The sequence below is a fragment of the Actinoplanes utahensis genome, assembly GCF_016862455.1.
Taxonomy (GTDB): Bacteria; Actinomycetota; Actinomycetes; order Mycobacteriales; family Micromonosporaceae; genus Actinoplanes; species Actinoplanes utahensis.
Map to the genome: position 1 here is coordinate 48,139 of NZ_BOMZ01000015.1, position 18,094 is coordinate 66,232.

The window sequence follows — 18,094 nt, forward strand, 5'->3', positions numbered from 1 at the left end:
CCCGACGGTTGCCCGGCTGGCTTTTCAGTGCTGACCCCCTCAGGAGGCCGCCGAGCTTGCGGGCGCCGGGCGACGGTCCCCCGCTCGTTCTCAGTGCTGTCTCACCACGGGTGAGACAGGACTGAGAACCAGCCGGGCCCGACCGCGACCGGATGGCGGCGGTGCGGACCCGGCTGGGTCGACGTCGATCAGGCGTCGGCGGTGGTGCCCACGCCCGCCTCGGAACCGCCAGACAGGTCGGCCTCGGCGGTGGTGGTCCGGGTGGGGGTCCGGCGACGGCGGCGACGCGGTGCGGCGTCGGCCTCGGCCCCGGCGTCCCCGGCATCCCCAGCGGCCGCCGCGGGAGCGGCCTCAGCAGCGCTTCCCGAGGCGGCGGGAGCGGCCTCCGCAGCGCTTCCCGAGGCGGTGGGAGCGGCCTCAGCAGCGCTTCCCGAAGCGGCGGGAGCGGCCTCCGCAGCATTTCCCGAGACGGCGGGAGCAGCGGGAGCGTCGCCTTCCGATGACGAGAAGGTCAACGATGTCGCCGGAGTGCGGCGGCGGCGCGTCCGGGCCCGAGGTGCGGCCGCAGCCTCCTCAGCGGGCGTCTCAGCGACCTCCGGCGACGACGCCGCGGAGGAAGGCGACGACGCCGTAGAAGAAGGCGATGACGCCGCGGAAGAAGGCGACGAGGCCACGGCAGAGGACGAGGATGTCACCGGAGCCGGCGAGGAGTCCGCGGTAACCGGCGAGGAGGCTGCGGGAGCTTCGGTAGGCGTACCGGCGGGAGCATCGTCGAGCCGCCGGCGACGACGCTGCCGCTTGGGCCGCTCGCCCCCCTCGCTGTCCGCCGCCGGAGCGGGCCCGGGAGCCGGCGCCGAGTCCCCGCCGCGTGAGCGGCCGCGATCACGGTCCCTGTCCCGATCACGGTCACGGCCACCGCGGGTCCGGCCGCCACCACGCCGCCCGACGGTGCCGAGGTCCTCCTCGACCTCCGCGGACAGCCCCGCCCGGCTGCGCGAGGCGGTCGGCAGGGTGCCCGAGATGCCCTCCGGGATGTCCAGGTCGTGGTAGAGCGCGGGACTGGTGTGGTACGTCTCCGGGGGCTCCGGCATGGACAGGCTGAGCGACTTGTCGATCAGCACCCAGCGCGGCATGTCCTCCCAGTCGACGAAGGTGACCGCGACACCGGTGGCACCGGCCCGGCCGGTGCGGCCGATCCGGTGCGTGTAGGTCTCCGGGTCCTCCGGGCAGTCGTAGTTGATCACGTGGGTGACGCCTGACACGTCCAGGCCGCGGGCCGCGACGTCGGTCGCCACCAGCACGTCGATCTTGCCGCTGCGGAATGCCCGCAGTGCCCGCTCGCGCGCGCCCTGGCCCAGGTCACCGTGGACGGCGGCGACCGCGAAACCGCGGAAGTCGAGGTCCTCGGAGACCCGGTCGGCGGCCCGCTTGGTCCGGGTGAAGATCATCGTGAGGCCGCGGTCCTTGGCCTGCAGGATCCGGGCGACCATCTCCACCTTGTTGAGCGGGTGGGTGCGGTAGACGACCTGCTTGGTCAGCGGGGACGCGGCGCTCTCGGTGGTGTGCCCGGCGTGGATCGTGACCGGATTGTGCAGGAACCGCCGGGACAGCGCCACGATCGGGTCCGGCATGGTCGCCGAGAACAGCATGGTCTGCCGCTTCTCGGGGATCATCGCGAGGATCTTCTCGACGTCCTCCAGGAAGCCCAGGTCGAGCATCCGGTCGGCCTCGTCGAGCACCAGGGCCTTGATCGAGCCCAGCTTCAGCATCTTCTGCTTGGCCAGGTCGAGCAGGCGGCCGGGGGTGCCGACGAGGATCTCGACGCCCTTTTTGAGGACCTCGACCTGAGGCTCGTACGCCACACCGCCGTAGATCGGCAGCACCCGGACGCCCCGGGTGGAGCCGGCCGCGGCGAGGTCACGGGCCACCTGCAGGCCCAGCTCACGGGTCGGAACGACGATCAGGGCCTGCGGCTGGCCGTCGGCGCCCTCGGACGGGGCGGTGACGCGCTCGAGCAGGGGCAGGCCGAAGCCGAGGGTCTTGCCGGTGCCGGTCGGCGCCTGACCGATCAGGTCGGTGCCGCGCAGCGCGATCGGCAGGGCGTATTCCTGGATGGCGAACGCGTGGGTGATCCCGGCTTTGGCCAGGGCCTCCACCGTCTCCGCCCGGACGCCCAGATCCGCGAAGGTGGGGCTGTCGGGACGGACCGGAGCGCGGGTGACGACGGGAATCAGAGCTTGCTCATTGTCGGTCATGAAGTTTTACGGGTGCCCTCTCGTGGTGCGCCCGTCGGAAAAGTCTTTGGGCGCGGTCTCGTATAGGCGCGGGCCGCACGCTCGAAAGCGGGCCACACGCGGGTCGCCGAATCGACAGATCGACGGCGACACAGCCACTCTACCCGACCTGGTAGCGGAAGCACCCGAGAGAGAGTTACGGGAGGGAGCCCTGGGAGCAGGGCGCCCTCCCGGTGCTGAAATCAGCGAGTGGTGAACCCGAACGGGCGGTGCGACGCCTCGGCGATCTCCACGTAGGCCACCTTGGCGACCGGGATGATCACCTTGCGGCCCTTTTCGTCCGTGAGCGACAGGACGCCGTCCTTGGCCAGAGCCTCGGTCACCGCCTGCTCGACCTCCGCCGGGGTCTGGGCGCTTTCGAGCACCAGCTCACGCGGCGAATGCTGCACGCCGATCTTGACCTCCACGGGGTCCCTCCTCAAAAGATCCGTATACCCGGTCGAAAGGCTATCCGATTTCCGGCGCCATTCCGGCCGTTGAACCGCCCTGTAGCGGGAAGCTGGCGATCCCGCGCCAGATCAGCGCTGCTACGAGCGCTTCGGCTTCAGCTTTGGGCGTACGCCGCCCGTTCGCCAGCCAGAACTGAGCGGCCTGTCCGGCCGCCCCGGCGAGACCCGAGGCGAGCAGCTCGGCCTGATCCGGCCGCAGCCCCGTGTCGGAGATGATGGTGTCCGTCACAGCGGCGATGCAGCCCTGCTCGACCCGCTCCACCCGCTGGCGGACCTGGGGGTCGTTGCGGAGGTCCGACTCGAAGACGAGCCGGAACGCCTCGCTCTCGTGATCCATGAAGTCGAAGTACGCCCGGACGGCGCCCTTGACCCGTTCCTTGTTGTCCGGGGACGCCTGCATGGCCCCGCGCACCTTGGCGATTATCGCGTCGCAGTGCGTGTCCAGGAGGGCCAGGTAAAGCTCCAGCTTGCCGGGGAAGTGCTGGTAGAGAACGGGCTTCGAGACGCCGGCCCGCTCCGCGATGTCGTCCATCGCGGCGGCGTGGTAGCCGTGGGCGACGAAGATCTGCTGCGCGGCGGCCAGCAACTGCTTGCGGCGCGCCGAACGGGGCAGGCGGGTGGGTCGTGCGGTCTGTGGCCCGCCGGACGCAGCGGTCATTTCTGTGAACCTCCAGGGGGGTCGGGTCCCCGCGGTCTGTCGTCTCGGATTGCCCGGATCGGCGCATGTCGCGGTCGTGCGGGCAATTGTCGCGACGCTGCAACTTATCGCCACTGCAACGACACGGTAGCCTCAGCGGGGGCGAGCGAGGAGCACGCGGTGGATGAATCAGGGCATTCCGGGGACACCGGGGCCTCAGCGGGTGGCAACGGCGCCGACTCGCATGACCGCACACGAGTGAACGGCTGGACGGGCAACGACAGTCCGTGGGCCAACACGGGAGCGTCATTGGAGCAGGGAGTGGACACGCCGCCGTGGCGGCGCCCGTCGGACGGGCGTGTCTTCGGCCGGCAGCAGGTCCCCGGCGAGCGGCCCTTCGGGGTCACGCCGCCGTCCGATGTGCCCGCCTCCCAGCCGGGTCCGGAGATTCCCCCGTCCGAGGGGTGGCCCACCGACCGGAGCAGGCTGGCTGACATCCTCGGACACCGGCCGCCGCCGGGTGGCGTCCCGATGCCACCGAGCAGCGCCCCGCCGTACCCGTACGAGGGTGATCTCGACGACTCCTACTCCCAGCGGGCTCCCGTGCCGATGCCCCGCCCGGACTGGCTGCCCGATCCGGTCACGCCGCCCGCCGCGCCGGTCGCGGCCGAGCCCGTCCGATCCCGGCACGCGCTGGTCACCGACACCCTGGCGCAGGGCCTGCCGCAACTGGACAACCCGATCGCCGAGTCCTCGGCGTACGATTCGCCGAGTTTCCAGCGCACACCGACCCACGCCCCGCCGACCTTCGCGGATTCCGACGGCGTCGAGACCGATGCCGACAGTGATCGGAACGGGGTCCTGCCGCAGCGCGTCCCGGCCCAGCCGGACGTCCCGAGAGTTCCGGAGCCGCCCTCCGTGGAGCCGTCGGCCGAAGCGCCCGCCCTGGCGCGCATCGCGACGCACCTTCGTCGCGGTGACGTCGTGCCCGCCCGGGAACGCCAGGAGGGCTTCGACGTCCAGGACATCCTCGCCGCCGTGCGCGAGGTCGAGGGCGTCCGGGACGCGTCGCTGCGGGCCACCCCCGCGGGTGCGCACAGCCTTCGCCTCGACCTCGCCGACGGCGCCGATCCGGCTGAGGTGAGCCGCCAGGTGGCCCGCCTCCTGCAGGACCGGATGGGCCTCGACGCGGCCATGCCGGGCGACCCGCCCGCCGCGCTCCGGCCGTCCAGCGCCCCGGTCTCGTCCGCCCGGACCCCACTGCTGCCCAGCCAGCCGGCCCGGGCCGCCGCTCCGGTCGCCCCGGTGTCCAGCCCGACCCGGCCGGTGTCGACCCCGGTTCGGCCGGTGTCGAGCCCGGCCCGGCCGGTGTCCAGCCCGGTTCGGCCCGTTTCCAGCCCGGCCCGTCCGGTGTCCAGCCCGGTCGCTCCGGCGTCCAGCACCGCGGCCTCGGTCTCCAGTCCGGTCCGGCCGGTGTCCAGCGTGCCCGCGCCTGTCTCCAGCCCTCCGGCCCCGGCTCCGGCCCCGGCTCCGGCTCCGGTTCCGGTGGCCCCGCCGGTCAGCGCTCCGCCGCCGACGGCCCCGCCGGTCAGCACTCCATTGGCGACGGCCCCGCCGGTCAGCGCTCCGCCGGCGACGGCCGCGCCGATCAGTACTCCCGCCGCGCTGGTCCCCGCCGACGCCTCCAAGCCCCGGCCCCTGGACCCCGGCGGCAACCCCGGCCCCCGCGTGATCATCGAGAACGTGCACGTCAACACGTTCGGCGCGGACGCCACCGTGGAGGTCCGGCTGCGTGCCGGCGGGCGGGCCGCCTCGGGCGTCGCCACCGGCCCAGCCGTCGACGGCTATCTGCTGCGGCTCTGCGCCACCGCCACCGCCGGGGCGGTCGACGACCTGCTCGCCGGCTCGGAGCACCCGGACGGCCCGGCCCGCTGTTTCGTCGAGCACGCCTCGGCGGTCTCGTTCGGCCCGATGCAGGTCGCGGTGGTCGTGCTGCTGCTGTCCTGCGGCGGCGGCTGGGTCGAGCAGCTCGCCGGCTCGGCCGTGGTGACCGGTGACGACCGGCACGCCATGGTGCGCGCCACATTGGCGGCGGTCAACCGGCGGCTTGAGGCACTCTTGGCTTGATGAAGGGTGCGATTCTGGCCGACGACAGCGCGCTGTTGCCGGAAGGGGAGATTCCGCCACCGTGGCCCGCACGCCGGGTGACCGTGGCCGGGTCGATGCTGCATGTGCGCGACACCCCTGGTCAGAGTCCCGACGCCGAGCCTGCTGTCTATGTGCACGGGCTCGGCGGCTCCTCGCAGAACTTCACCGATCTGGCCGGGCTGCTCGCCGACCGGCTCGACGGCCAGGCGGTGGACCTGCCCGGTTTCGGTTACAGCGATCCGAGTCCGCGCTATTCGATCCCCGCGTTCGCCGACACCATGATCGGTTATCTGGAGCAGTCCGGCCGGGGCCCGGTCCACCTGATCGGCAACTCGCTCGGGGGTTCGATCTCGGTGCGGGTCGCCGCGCTCCGTCCCGACCTGGTGCGCACCCTCACGCTGATCTCCCCGGCCATGCCGTTCCTCGACCCGCGCCGCACCGCGCAGGGCCCGGTCCTGCCGCTGCTCGCCCTGCCCGCCGCCGACCGCCTGATGGCGTGGGCGCTGACCCGGATCACCGCCGAGCAGATGGCCGAGCAGGTCCTCGCCGCATGCTTCGGCGACACGACGAAGGTGCATCCCCAGCGCCGTGCCGAGGCGATGGAGGAGATCCAGCTCCGCTACACGGTCGCCCACTATCCGAAGGCCTATCTCGGCACCCTGCGCGGCCTGGTCGGCAGCTTCCTCCGGGCCTACCTCCCGGGTCTCAACTCGCAGTGGCGCCTGGCCGCCCGGATCGAGGCTCCCACCCTGGTCATCGGCGGCCTCAACGACCGTCTGGTCGATCCCCGGGTGCCCACCCAGGTCGCCCGCGTCGTCCCCGACGGCCGCCTGCTGGTCCTTCCCGGCGTCGGCCATGTCGCCCAGATGGAGGTCCCGCGTCTGGTGGCCCGCGGCATCGTCGGCCTTCTCGACGAGGTCCGCGCTGATCGCTGACGCGGTCGGCCACGTTCCGCGGAGCCGTGTGGTTGCACGATGTAACGATGCGCACAAGATCGTGCACGGGTAGGTGCGGTGAGCGTCATGTGCGACTCTGAAGGCCCATGATCTCGCCTGCCCCGCCGGCCTCCTCCCGGCGATCCACATCCCCTGGCGGCCGTTGGCGGCAGTCCTGGCTGATCGCTCTCGCGGCGACATTGGTGCTGCTCACCGCCGTGGTGATCGGTCGACAGCTCAGCAGCGACCCGGGCCCGGCTGGTCATCCGGCCGCGGCGGCCGCGTCGCCCGCCGGCTCACCCGCGTCCAGTGCGGAGCACTCCGGTGCGGCAGCCGGTCCGTCCGGCTCGGTGCCGTCGCCCGGGTCGTCCCCGGCGGATGCTCCGGATCCCGGTTCTCCCGGCACACCGGTGATGGCGCCCAGATCGCCGGCGACCTCGGTCTTCCCGGCCGAGGACGTGGTGCAGATGCCCGGCAAGGTGCCGGTGAAGGGCTCCGGCGAGTTCCAGTACGCGACCACCCGCGGCCCGGTCGCCGGTCCCCAGGGCACGGTCCGGCGGTTCAAGGTCGCCGTGGAGAAGGGCAGCGGCGAGGACGTCGCCGCGTTCACCGCACAGGTCCGGGCGGTGCTGGAGGACTCCCGCAGCTGGGTCGGCGCCGGCCGGTTCCGCCTGCAGCTGGTGACCGGCGCGGAGAAGGCCGACTTCACCGTCTACCTGGCGACCCGGGAGACCGCGGGCCGGATGTGCCAGCTGGGTGGCACCAACATCCGGATCGGCGGCGTGCCGTACACGTCCTGCCGGGCCACCGGCAAGGCCATCATCAACCTGGACCGCTGGCGCAAGTCCGCCCCCACCTACGTGGAGTCGGGGACCAGCCTCGCCCAGTACCGCCGCTATGTGATCAATCACGAGGTCGGGCACGAGTTCGGCCACCGTCACGAGGGCTGCCCCAAGACCGGTGGCCCGGCCCCGGTGATGGTCCAGCAGACTCTGACCCTGCGCGGTTGCAACCCGTACTCCTGGCCCCGCCGCAACGGCAGGGACTTCTCCGGCCCGTCCCTCTGACCCACCCGAGCGGGCCGCGGTGTGGCTGGTGGGGTTGTCGGCACTTCCGGTACGGAAATGCGAAAGTCCGGTGACGGCCGGTGAGTCGTGGCAGGCTTTCGCTTGCTATGGCAAACGCGACAAATGGCCCCGTTGACCCGAACGCCGGCATCGAGCGGCGTGGTCGAGGCGAGCGTTCCCGCGCACAGGTGAATCCTGCGGCGCCGGACGCGACGCCCCCCGCCACGGCCCGGCGCAGCCGCACCGTGGCGGCGGCCGCCACGGCGAAGTCGCCGTTGACGGCCGCGGCCGAACCCGCCCGTAAGACGGTGCGCAAGTCCGCGCCCGCCGAGGATCCGGCCACCCGCCGTCCGGCCGCCCGCAAGTCGACCGCGGCGGCCGACACCGGCGAGACCCCGGTCAAGCCGGCCGCGGTCAAGTCCACCTCGTCCCGGACCACGACCGGGCGCTCGCCGGCCCGCAAGACCGCTACGGTCAAGGCCCCGGTGGAGCCGGACCCGGAGACCGCGGTCCGGCCGGCCCGCCGCCGGACGGCCGCCACCACGGAGCCGGCGAGCCCCGGCGGCCGTGTGGCAGGCGCCGCGTCCCAGGGCGAGGCCCGGGTACGCCGTACCCCCGCCCCTGAAGATCTCGAGGCGCCCGCCGGAGGTGAGGCGGGGTCCGCGCCGGCGGAGATGACTCGCGGCATCCTGGAGTTGGCCGCCGAGCGCCTGGCCGCCTCGAAACCGCGCCCCGCGGAACCCGAGCCGTCCCGGCCGGCCGCTGACGACCCGATGGCCGCGCCGGGCGGGTACGTGAACCCCCGTGGCGCCGGCGCCCGCCGGTCGAGCCGCTCCACGGCGTCCGGACCCGGTTTCCGGGCCGTTCCCGGCGCTGCCCGGCCCGGTTCGGCCGGCCGTCCACCGCTCACTTCGCGGCCACTCGCGGGCCCTCCGGAGGTGGAGTCCGGCCAGTGGGACGGGCTGTCCGCCGGTAACGGCTGGCTCGGGGGGCCCGGATTCCCGGAGCGGCCCGAGCGAGGGGACGAGTCCGGGTTCGTCGACCGTCCCGGCTCGCATCGTGGGTTCGCCGACCGGGGACCGGACGTCTCGCCGGAGGCGGCTGCGCCGGGAGCGGAGCTCGCGGATGTGGCGGCGGAGAACGGGTACCCGAAGATCAGGAACCGGCCGGGCCTGCCGCCGAGCCTGCGGCTGCCGGTCGAGCTGCCGGACAACCTGTGGCCGCCACGCAACCTGCTGGAACGCAACCTCGCCGAGAACATCCACGTCCCCGCGCCGGTTCCGCCCATGGTCGAGGATTCGGAACCCGGGCACGAGGCCCCGGAGGCCCGCACGCCCGCCGGGGCGGCCCCGGCGTCCGTGGAGGCGGTCACCGAGGAACGCCCCGGCATGGCGGTGCGGGAACCGGACGAGCACGAGCGGATCTACGTGCCGGCCGCCGAGCGGCACCGCCCACGCGTGGACACCCTCCCCGAGGCGGAGCCGGAGCACCACGACTTCCTGCCGTCGGTGATGTCCCGGGGGGACAGCGACGCCGAGTACGTTCCGGCGCACTCGCGGACCGACCCGCCGGCCCGGCACGCGGCGCCGGAGACCACCACCACCCGCCGGGTCCGATGGCGGCGGAGGGCGGTGCTCGTGGCGTACCTCCTGCTGGTGATCGCCGTCCTGGTCGCCGGCCATGAGCTGCGCAACGAGGAGCAGCCCGTCGCACCCGGGCGGGAGACCGCGCAACGCGCGGCCGAACCGGCGGAGATACGCCCCGCCCCGGCCGTGACCGGGGCCGCGCCGATGAAGACCGGCGACAGCGAGACGGTGGCGGCGGCGAAGCCGGGCGAGTTCGGGTACGCGAACACCCGCGGCCCGGTGCTCGGCACCGGCGGCCGGCTGTACCGGTTCCGGGTCGCGGTCGAGGAGACCGTCGAGGGCACGTCGCCGGGGGAGTTCGCCGAGGCGATCGACGACACCCTGGGTGACGAGCGCAGTTGGATCAACAAGGGCCGGCTGCGGCTGCGGCGGGTGCCGAAGGCCGGCGCCGACGCGGACTTCACCGTCTACCTGGCCTCGGCGAAGACGTCGGAGCGGATGTGCGCGGCCGGTGGCCTGGACACCGAGGGTTACACCTCGTGCCGTGTGCCCGGCCAGGTCGTCATCAACGCCGATCGGTGGGACGGCGCGGTCCCCGACTACGACGGCAAACTGGACGTCTACCGGCGTTACACGATCAACCACGAGGTCGGTCACGAGCTCGGGCACGGGCACGAGGCCTGCCCCGGCAAGGGCGAGCCGGCGCCGGTGATGCAGCAGCAGACCTTCGGCCTGAAGGGCTGCACCGCGAACGCATGGCCCTATCTGGACGGCAAGCGTTACGCGGGCAAGCCGATAGCGTGAATTATTCCGCGATCCCGCATGTCGGGCCCGTGGCCAACGTCATGGGTGCTGGTGCGCGAATCGAGCGACAATGGGCGGCGTTCCAACACATCCGAATTCACCGAACCCCGGGGAGTGAACTGTGGCTCTGCCCCCGCTCGTCGAGCCGGCCGCCGAGCTGAGCGTCGACGAGATCCGCCGCTATTCGCGTCACCTGATCATCCCCGACGTCGGGATGGACGGGCAGAAGCGGCTCAAGAACGCCAAGGTCCTCGCCGTGGGCGCGGGCGGCCTCGGCTCGCCGACCTTGCTCTACCTGGCCGCGGCCGGCGTGGGCACGCTCGGCATCATCGACTTCGACACCGTCGACGAGTCGAACCTCCAGCGCCAGATCATCCACGGCGTCTCCGACATCGGCACGCCCAAGGCGGAGTCCGCGGCCCGGAGCATCGCCGAGGTCAACCCGCTGGTGAACGTGGTCATCCACAACACCGCGCTGGACCGGGACAACGTCAAGGAGATCTTCTCCCAGTACGACCTGATCGTCGACGGCACCGACAACTTCGCGACCCGTTACATGGTCAACGACGCCGCGGTGCTGCTCGGCAAGCCGTACGTCTGGGGTTCGATCTACCGCTTCGACGGTCAGGCCTCGGTCTTCTGGGAGGAGCACGGTCCCTGCTACCGCTGCCTCTACCCGGAGCCCCCGCCGCCCGGCATGGTCCCGAGCTGCGCCGAGGGCGGCGTGCTCGGCGTGCTCTGCGCGTCGATCGGCTCGATCCAGGTCAACGAGGCGATCAAGCTGATCACCGGGATCGGTGAGCCGCTCGTCGGGCGTCTGATGGTCTACGACGCCCTGGAGATGGAGTACCGCAAGATCAAGGTGCGCAAGGACCCGAACTGCGCGCTCTGCGGTGACAACCCGACCGTCACCGACCTGCTCGAGGACTACGAGGACTTCTGCGGCGCCGTCTCCGAGGAGGCGCAGGAGGCGGTCACCGGCTCCACGATCACCGTCCGCGAGCTCAAGGACTGGCAGGACAGCGGCAAGGACATCTTCCTCGTCGACGTCCGCGAGCCCGCCGAGTGGGAGATCAACCGGATCCCCGGCGCGGTCCTGATCCCCAAGGGCGAGATCCTCTCCGGCGAGGCGCTCGCGAAGTTCCCGCAGGACAAGCAGATCGTCCTGCACTGCAAGTCGGGCGTGCGCTCGGCGGAGGCGCTGGCCGCGCTCAAGACGGCCGGCTTCAAGGACGCCGTCCACGTGCAGGGCGGCATCGTCTCCTGGGTCAGCGTCATCGACCCGTCCCTGCCGTCGTACTGATCCACGCTTTGGGGAGTCACCTTCGGGTGACTCCCCGGGTGGGACGGGCCTGCGGTTCGCCGATCCGGCCGGTACCGTCTTTATCGTGATCGATATAGATGCCGCGATCGGTTACGTGGTCGCCCATGGTGATCCGGTGGAACGGGCGCGGTTGTCACATCTGCGCACCGGGCATCCGGCCCCGCCGGAGGTCATGGTCCGGATCGCTGCCGGGCAGATGGCCGAGGGCGGCTGGCCCGCCTCCGCCGACGGTGCGATCCCGTCGATCGACGCCACCTGTTTCCGCCTCGCCGAGCTCGACGACATCGGCGCCCTCAACGACGCGGTCGGTGTGCGCGCCCTGCACTGGCTGGCCAGCGCACAGCGCGGCGACGGGACCTGGCAGGAGCACGAGTCGCTCGCCGACCAGGCGCCACCCTGGGCGCTGCCCGGCGACCCCGAGGCGACCCTCTATCTGACCTCGGTCGCCGGTTTCTGGCTCACCGTCGCGGCCGTCCAGATCGACCCTCATCAGACCCGGTCGCCGTGGGGCGAGGTCCTGCGGTCCGCCGCCGGGTGGGCGGTCTCCCAACTGCGCCCGGACGGTACGTGGCCCTCGTTCCTGGCAACCGGCTGGCACGCCGCCGGATTGCTGCACCAGCAGCAGTTCTTCTACGAGTCGGCGCGGGTCCAGCAGATCCTCGGCGACCGCCTGCCGGACATGTCGCCGGCCGATGTCGCCTCGATGGCGGCGGCCCTGCGCCGGGTGAACCTGGGCGACGACTGGCTGTTGCAGAGCGCCCGCAAGCGGCTGGCCGCGACCCAGCGCGGCGACGGCGGCTGGGACAGCGACGAAGGCCCGCTCTTCGACGTCAACATCACGCTGACGGCGCTGCGGGCCTGTCGTTGAAGATCTGCCGCTATGCGGTGGCCGGCACTCGTGGGCGGGCGGTGCGGATGAATCCGGCGTTGCGGTCGGCGATTGCCATCCGTACGTACCAGACTGCTCCGAGCGGGGTCATGACCAGGCTGTTGAACAGGGAGTACAGCGGGAGGAGCGCCAGCATGGGGCTGCGTACCCGCCAGTGGACGATCACGGTGGCGATGGCGTGCAGGGTGAAGATGGCCAGTAGCGCCCAGCCGCCGGTCGCGAGAGTGATCCAGCGGAACGGCAGTCCCACAGTGGTCACGATCGCGCCGTAGATCCAGAAGAACGGGTGCCGGGCGAGCAGGTGCAGGTTCATCACGAACAGCCGGAACTCGCCGCCGGACCACGCCAGACGCTGCCGGTACCAGCTCTTGAGGGTGTCCGGCACCGCGGTGCGGACAGCGAACGGCAGGTGCCCGACCCGATAGCCGAGAGCCTTCGCCAGCAGGCCGGCCTCGACGTCGTTGCCCTGGAAGAACAGTGAGTGCCGGCGCATGACCTCGCGGTGTGCCTCGGCCCGCGCCACATGGCAGGCTCCCGACACCTGCCAGGGGGCGATGAGGCGCAGCTTCATGGCGCTGCGGTACTCGTAGGCCTGGAGACGGGCGAGCACCGACCGCGTGTTCGTCGGGACGAGCGGCACGGACGCGAAGTCGTACCCGTTGGCGGCGAGCATGCCGACCAGGACGCCGAACGGCTGGTCGGTGATGCTGTCCGCGTCGATGCACACCACGTACGGTGCGCGCACCTGATGTTCGAGCGCTTCCCGGACGAGCATGTCCCGTGCCGCCCCGGAGGTCGCCCGCTTGCCGTCCGCGCCGATCCCACCGGCCACGGCGGCGGCGCGGAAGATCCGGAAGCCGTACTGGTCCGCGATGGCGGCGAGTTCCCGGTAGAACTCCGGGCTCTCGCCGTTCGTCGTGCAGAGCAGTACCCGGTCGCCGTATTGGCGCAGGTACTGCACGTTCTCCAGGTAGGTGACCGACCCGTAGATCGGGACCAGGACCTCGAAGTCCTCGACCGCGGGGCCGACGGCCGGCTTACGACCGCCGAACGCGGCGACCAGCGTGGGCGACCGGTCGATGAGCACCCATATCACCGGGATGATCAGGAACGACAGAGCGAAGACCGACCAGGAGACCGGCGTCATCGAACACCGGCCAGATCAGCCGCCGTGCTGTCGACGAGGTCCCACAGCTGGTCGCGCAGCTCCTCGTCGGCCAGCGTGGTCAGGTCATCGGCGAGCCGATCGACCCGGTCCAGCAGGGTGGCCGGGGCCGGCCCGTTGGCGATCACGGCTGACACCCGGGAGTGCCGGGTGCCGGTGAGGTTCTCGATCCCGTCCAGCAGTTCCTCGTGCAGCTTCTCGCCGGGCCGGAGCCCGGTGTAGACGATCTCCGGCGTCACCTCGAGATCGATGGCGAACCGGCGAACCAGGTCCTCGATGCTGACCGGGTCACCCATGTCCAGCACGTAGGTCTCACCGGTACGGGCCATCTCACCGGCCTCGATCACGAGACTCGCCGCCTCCGGGATCGTCATGAAGAACCGGGTGATCCGCGGGTCGGTGATGGTCACCGGCAGGTCGTTGCTCAGCTGCCAGTGCAGTGTCGGCAGGAAGGATCCACGACTGCCGAGCACGTTGCCGAACCGTACCGAGGCGACCCGCATCGGACCGCCGGACCAGGCCGCCACGACCCGCTCGGCGAGCCGCTTGGTGGCGCCGAGAACACTGGTCGGGGCCGCCGCCTTGTCGGTCGAGATGTTGACGAACGTGCCGGTGCCGGCGTGGGCTGCCGCCGCGATCATGTTGGCGGTGCCGAGGAGGTTCGTCTTGATGCCCTCGGCCGGGTACCGCTCGAGCAGCGGGAGGTGCTTGTGGGCGGCGGCGTGGAAGACGATGTCCGGGCGGATCCGCTCCATCAGGCGGCGCATGACATCGCCGTCCCGGATGTCGGCCAGCACCGTCCGGTCGTCGTCCAGCAGTCCGTGGCCGTTCAGCTCGACCTGAAGGCTGTGCAGCGCACCCTCGTCGTGGTCGAGCAGGTAGACCGGACCGGGGGAGAGGCGGTGCAACTGGCGGACGATCTCGCTGCCGATGGAGCCGCCGGCGCCGGTGACGAGCACCGAACGGCCTTCGACCGACGCCCGCGCCGCCGCGCTGTAGGTCGGATCGGAGTCCTTACCGAGCATTCGGGCCAGGGTGGCCGGGTCGGCCAGGAACTTGTGCACTGAGCGATCTCCTTGGTTGACCAAGGACGTCGGTTTCGCCGCTGGCTCCCCGCCGGACATGGGCGACCAACTCGCCCGACGGTTCAGTGCCTCGCCCACGGCCTCCTGCAGGCCGCATGCGAATATCATTCCTTTGTCATAGATTCCCGGCATCAGCTGATCAGTCGGTATCAGGTGGGTTTGCGGTAGCCCTTGATCAGGCGGATGTGGTCGCCGACAGTCAGGACCCGTGGTTGCTCTCCGTAGTCCTTACTTCAGGCGTTCGGGCGCTGCCGACGCCAAGAGGAGCCGACGTTTCGCGGTGGTGTGCGCGGGATGTCAAGAGACGCCGCGCCTTTGTGCCGGGAAAAGACCGAAAGGCTATGGTCCTGCTGTCCGGCTGATGGGTCACGCACAGTAATAAGGGCTATTGGGTCAAGGCGGGCATGTCACGCATAGTTGTGGCAGGCCCGGCGAGGGCCTAGGCGAGACGAAGATCCGCTGGGCGATGAAGATGGTCGCTCCAGTCCGGCGGGGAGTCAGTAGCGAAACCGGCGCCTGCGAAGCATTTCTACTTCGGAGGAACGCCATAATGCGTAAGTCTGTCAAGCGTGCAGTTGTTGCCGGTGCGATCTTCGCCGTGACTGCCGGCGCCGGTACCGCGGCCCTGGCCGCCTGGAACGTCCAGGGTGCCGGTACCTCCTACGCCAAGGCCGGCACCGCCGTTGAGCTGAAGACCGTCGAGACGGTCGTCGACGCCTCGCTCTACCCCGGTGTCACCGGCAATGCCAAGATCCGGGTCCAGAACGACAACAAGTTCCCGGTCAAGATCACGAAGATCGTCTGGAACCCGGCGGATGGCGTCGCCGCCACCCCGCTGCCGGGCAAGAACTGCAACAACACCGGTGTCTACTTCGGTGACTTCAGCGCCAACACCATCGGCACCAACGGCGTCCTCGGCGTCGCCGGCAGCAACATGATCGTCGACAAGGACGGCTCCGCCTCCTTCACGCTCAGCAAGGCCGTGCGCATGATCAACAACTCGGAGGACGGCTGCCAGGGCGCCACCTTCCGCATCCCGGTCAAGGTCTACGGCGAGAGCGCCGCCAACTGATTCCCGGCCGAGGGGCGAGGCGTCCGCCTCGCCCCTCGGTGGTGTGTCTCCCCACATCCGACCCTAGGAGAGGCCTCTCATGCGACTGCCGCTCAGTGCGTACGTTCTGACCGGCGGCGGCCTGGTCGCCGGCGCTCTGCTGGCCGCGCCGGGAGCCGCCTACGCCTCCTGGTCGGTGGAGAGCGACGGCGGCGCCGCAACCGCGCGGGCAGCCGAACTCCCCGCTGTCGACAGCCCGGAGGCGCGTCCCGGCGGATCGACGTCCTCGGTGATCGTGAGCTGGCCGACCACCGACCTCGCCGACGGCTACCACCTGTCCCGGATCGACACCGTCACCGGTGCGACTGTCGGTCTCGTCGGCAGTTGCGCCGGCGTGATCACCGGAACGACGTGCACGGACATCGGTGTTCCCGACGGCCGGTGGACCTACCGCGTCCGTGCCGTCCTGGGAGCGTCCTGGGCCGGCCCGTGGAGCACACACAGTGATCCGATCCTGGTCGAGACCACACCGATCAAAGCCGCGATCACCTTCCCGGCCGCGGGCGGGCGCTATGACACCGGATCGTTCGACGACTGCGGCACCACCGGCTTCTGCGGCACCGCGACTCCCGCCGGGGGTGCCGAGTCGACCGACGTCCGGATCAGCCTGAAACAGGGCCACAGTTACTGGAACCCGGTGACCGGCGCGTTCAGTGGTGCCGCCGAGATCCTCTTCCCGGTCGAACACCGCGGCGGCACCTGGCTTTCGGGCTTCGACGTGAATGACTTCCGCAACGGCAATCCGGCCTACACCCTGCGCGTCGTCGCCCGCGACGATGCCGGCGGAAGCACCGACGACACGGCGAGCTTCCACTTCAAGAATGAAAAGCCGGAGCCGGCCGTGGTCCAGAAGCCGACCGAACCGGTTGACCCGTCGACGCCCGGGAAGGCCACGGATCCGGCTCCGGCCGACGATCCCGGCATGATCTCCCCCGGAAGCGGTGAATCGGGCGACGGCTCCGGCCCGGCGGGCGGGAGCTCCGGCCCGGACGGGGGGACGAAGCCCGGCGACGACTCGGATGCCGGTGATAAATCGGGCGAGGGCGAAAAGCCCGGCGAGAGTGAAAAGCCTGGCAAGAGCGAAAAGCCCGGCAAGAGCGAAAAGCCCGGCAAGAGCGAAAAGCCCGGCGATAACAGCAAGCCGCACGAGGCTACCGAGCCGGACGATGCCACCGAGCCGGAGAAGTCCGTCGAGCCGGAGAAGACGCCCGAGACCGACGGCGGCAAGGGCAACGACGACGGCAAGGCGAAGAAGGAAGACGCCGCCGAAGCAGAACAGAGCTGACCCGTCGTGGCGCCTGGATCATCCAGGCGCCACGAAGCCGTACGTCAGCGGGTGTGGCCGTTGCCCGTCACGATGTACTTGGTGGAGGTCAGCTCGGGCAGGCCCATCGGCCCGCGGGCGTGCAGTTTCTGCGTGCTGATGCCGATCTCCGCCCCGAACCCGAACTCGCCGCCGTCGGTGAACCGCGTCGACGCGTTGACCATCACCGCCGCCGCGTCCACGCCGGCCACGAAACGCCTGGTCGCGGCGATTGACTCGCTGACGATGGCCTCGGTGTGGCCGGTTCCGTACTGCCGGATGTGGTCGAGCGCGTCGTCCAGGGAGTCGACGACCGCCACCGAGATGTCCGCGGACAGGTACTCCGTACCCCAGTCCGCTTCGGTGGCCGCGACCACCGCATCGCTGTAGCCGGACACCCGGGCGTCGCCGTGCACGGTGACGCCACGCTCGGCGAGCTCTTCGAGGACCAGCGGCAGGAACGTGTCGGCGATCTCGGCGTGCACCAGCAGCGACTCGGCGGTGTTGCAGGTCGAGAGCCGTTGGGTCTTCGAGTTGACGGTGACGGCGAGGGCCTTCTCCAGATCGGCGGCCGCGTCCACGTAGACGTGACAGTTCCCGACCCCGGTCTCGATCACCGGCACCGTGGACTGCTCCACCACCGTCTTGATCAGTGAGGTGCCGCCGCGTGGGATCAGCACGTCGACCAGGCCGCGGGCCCGCATCAGCTCCTTCACCGAGTCGCGGGTGGTGGCGTCGAGCAGCTGGATCGTGTTGGTCGGCAGGCCCGCGTCGGCGACCGCCTTGCGCAGCACCGACACGATCGCCGCGTTCGACGAGAAGGCCGAGCCGGAGCCGCGCAGCAGCGCCGCGTTGCCGCTTTTGAGGCAGATCCCGGCGGCGTCGACGGTCACGTTCGGCCGGCCCTCGTAGATCATGCCGACCACCCCGAAGGGCACCCGGACCTGCCGCAACTCCAGCCCGTTCGGCAGGGTGGAGCCGCGCACCACGTCACCGATCGGGTCGGGCAGGGCGGCGAGCTGCCGCAGGCCGTCGGCCATCGCGGCGACCCGCTCCGGGGTCAGGATCAGTCGGTCGATCATCGCCTCGCTCGTCCCGTTCTCCCGGGCGTTGGCGATGTCGACGCCGTTGGCGTGCACGATGTCGTCGGTCCGCTCGACCAGCCGGTCGGCCATCAACAGCAGCGCCGCGTCCTTCTCGGCTCGGGTGGCCCGGGCGAGATCGATGGCGGCGACCCGGGCGGCTGCCGCCTGCTCCAGCACACTCATGACAAACCCTTCAAGATCAAACGGGGGGT

At 71.0% G+C, this 18,094-nt stretch carries 14 protein-coding genes; 8 read left to right on the forward strand and 6 right to left on the reverse strand.

The features are described 5' to 3' along the window. Positions 1–188: 188 nt before the first annotated feature. From Aut01nite_RS03800 to Aut01nite_RS03810, 3 genes are all read right to left on the reverse strand, one after another. Positions 189–2,255, reverse strand: coding sequence for a DEAD/DEAH box helicase (locus Aut01nite_RS03800; RefSeq protein ID WP_204037433.1), 2,067 nt, complete (start codon positions 2,253–2,255; stop codon positions 189–191). A gap of 221 nt (positions 2,256–2,476) precedes the next feature. Further along, complete coding sequence (locus tag Aut01nite_RS03805) at positions 2,477–2,701, reverse strand: DUF3107 domain-containing protein (RefSeq protein ID WP_043531209.1); 225 nt, start codon at positions 2,699–2,701, stop codon at positions 2,477–2,479. A gap of 40 nt (positions 2,702–2,741) precedes the next feature. Beyond that, positions 2,742–3,401: a TetR/AcrR family transcriptional regulator gene (locus Aut01nite_RS03810; RefSeq protein ID WP_043531207.1), complete on the reverse strand. Its 660-nt coding sequence runs from the start codon at positions 3,399–3,401 to the stop codon at positions 2,742–2,744. A 300-nt stretch (positions 3,402–3,701) separates the two neighbouring features. On the opposite strand from Aut01nite_RS03810, the gene Aut01nite_RS03815 reads away from it, so the two are divergent. The 6 genes from Aut01nite_RS03815 (at position 3,702) to Aut01nite_RS03840 (ending at position 12,112) form a co-directional block, all read left to right on the forward strand. Continuing rightward, a complete protein-coding gene (locus Aut01nite_RS03815) occupies positions 3,702–5,507 on the forward strand; it encodes a Daple (protein ID WP_239124590.1) in 1,806 nt (601 codons plus the stop codon). Continuing rightward, the gene (locus tag Aut01nite_RS03820; RefSeq protein WP_043531203.1) at positions 5,507–6,463 is read left to right on the forward strand and encodes an alpha/beta hydrolase; all 957 of its coding nucleotides are present in this window, start codon (positions 5,507–5,509) and stop codon (positions 6,461–6,463) included. Before Aut01nite_RS03815 ends, Aut01nite_RS03820 begins: the two co-directional genes overlap by 1 nt. A 107-nt stretch (positions 6,464–6,570) precedes the next feature. After that, entirely contained in the window at positions 6,571–7,530 is a 960-nt protein-coding gene (locus tag Aut01nite_RS03825; RefSeq protein WP_043531201.1) for a DUF3152 domain-containing protein, read from the forward strand. A gap of 188 nt (positions 7,531–7,718) precedes the next feature. Then, entirely contained in the window at positions 7,719–9,920 is a 2,202-nt protein-coding gene (locus Aut01nite_RS43230; RefSeq protein ID WP_052164389.1) for a DUF3152 domain-containing protein, read from the forward strand. 121 nt (positions 9,921–10,041) lie between these two features. Then, positions 10,042–11,223, forward strand: a complete 1,182-nt coding sequence (gene moeZ, locus Aut01nite_RS03835; protein ID WP_043531199.1) for an adenylyltransferase/sulfurtransferase MoeZ — start codon at positions 10,042–10,044, stop codon at positions 11,221–11,223. Between the two features lie 85 nt (positions 11,224–11,308). After that, positions 11,309–12,112 carry a prenyltransferase/squalene oxidase repeat-containing protein gene (locus tag Aut01nite_RS03840; protein WP_043531197.1) on the forward strand — a complete coding sequence of 268 codons (804 nt, stop codon included), beginning with the start codon at positions 11,309–11,311 and terminating at the stop codon, positions 12,110–12,112. Positions 12,113–12,122: 10 nt separating this feature from the next. Here the strand turns inward: Aut01nite_RS03840 and Aut01nite_RS03845 are convergent, their stop codons facing one another. Beyond that, positions 12,123–13,280: a glycosyltransferase family 2 protein gene (locus Aut01nite_RS03845; RefSeq protein WP_043531195.1), complete on the reverse strand. Its 1,158-nt coding sequence runs from the start codon at positions 13,278–13,280 to the stop codon at positions 12,123–12,125. Further along, on the reverse strand, positions 13,277–14,362 hold the full coding sequence (locus Aut01nite_RS03850; RefSeq protein WP_236643077.1) for a polysaccharide biosynthesis protein: 1,086 nt from the start codon (positions 14,360–14,362) through the stop codon (positions 13,277–13,279). The genes Aut01nite_RS03845 and Aut01nite_RS03850 overlap by 4 nt, the downstream gene beginning before the upstream one ends. Positions 14,363–14,933: 571 nt before the next feature. On the opposite strand from Aut01nite_RS03850, the gene Aut01nite_RS03855 reads away from it, so the two are divergent. Then, a complete protein-coding gene (locus Aut01nite_RS03855) occupies positions 14,934–15,455 on the forward strand; it encodes a hypothetical protein (protein WP_152629025.1) in 522 nt (173 codons plus the stop codon). A gap of 175 nt (positions 15,456–15,630) precedes the next feature. Next, entirely contained in the window at positions 15,631–16,779 is a 1,149-nt protein-coding gene (locus tag Aut01nite_RS03860; RefSeq protein WP_152629024.1) for a prolipoprotein diacylglyceryl transferase, read from the forward strand. Positions 16,780–16,823: 44 nt separating this feature from the next. On the opposite strand, the gene Aut01nite_RS03865 is transcribed toward Aut01nite_RS03860, so the two are convergent. Beyond that, positions 16,824–18,065 (reverse strand): glutamate-5-semialdehyde dehydrogenase, encoded by a 1,242-nt coding sequence (locus Aut01nite_RS03865; protein WP_043531189.1) that lies wholly within the window; start codon positions 18,063–18,065, stop codon positions 16,824–16,826. Positions 18,066–18,094: the final 29 nt, after the last annotated feature.

Coding starts and splice junctions, on each gene's coding strand:
- Aut01nite_RS03800 (WP_204037433.1), bottom strand. CDS start 2,255: ATGACCGACAATGAGCAAGCTCTGATTCCCGTCGTCACCCGCGCTCCG.
- Aut01nite_RS03810 (WP_043531207.1), bottom strand. CDS start 3,401: ATGACCGCTGCGTCCGGCGGGCCACAGACCGCACGACCCACCCGCCTG.
- Aut01nite_RS03820 (WP_043531203.1), top strand. CDS start 5,507: ATGAAGGGTGCGATTCTGGCCGACGACAGCGCGCTGTTGCCGGAAGGG.
- Aut01nite_RS03825 (WP_043531201.1), top strand. CDS start 6,571: ATGATCTCGCCTGCCCCGCCGGCCTCCTCCCGGCGATCCACATCCCCT.
- Aut01nite_RS03845 (WP_043531195.1), bottom strand. CDS start 13,280: ATGACGCCGGTCTCCTGGTCGGTCTTCGCTCTGTCGTTCCTGATCATC.
- Aut01nite_RS03855 (WP_152629025.1), top strand. CDS start 14,934: ATGCGTAAGTCTGTCAAGCGTGCAGTTGTTGCCGGTGCGATCTTCGCC.
- Aut01nite_RS03865 (WP_043531189.1), bottom strand. CDS start 18,065: ATGAGTGTGCTGGAGCAGGCGGCAGCCGCCCGGGTCGCCGCCATCGAT.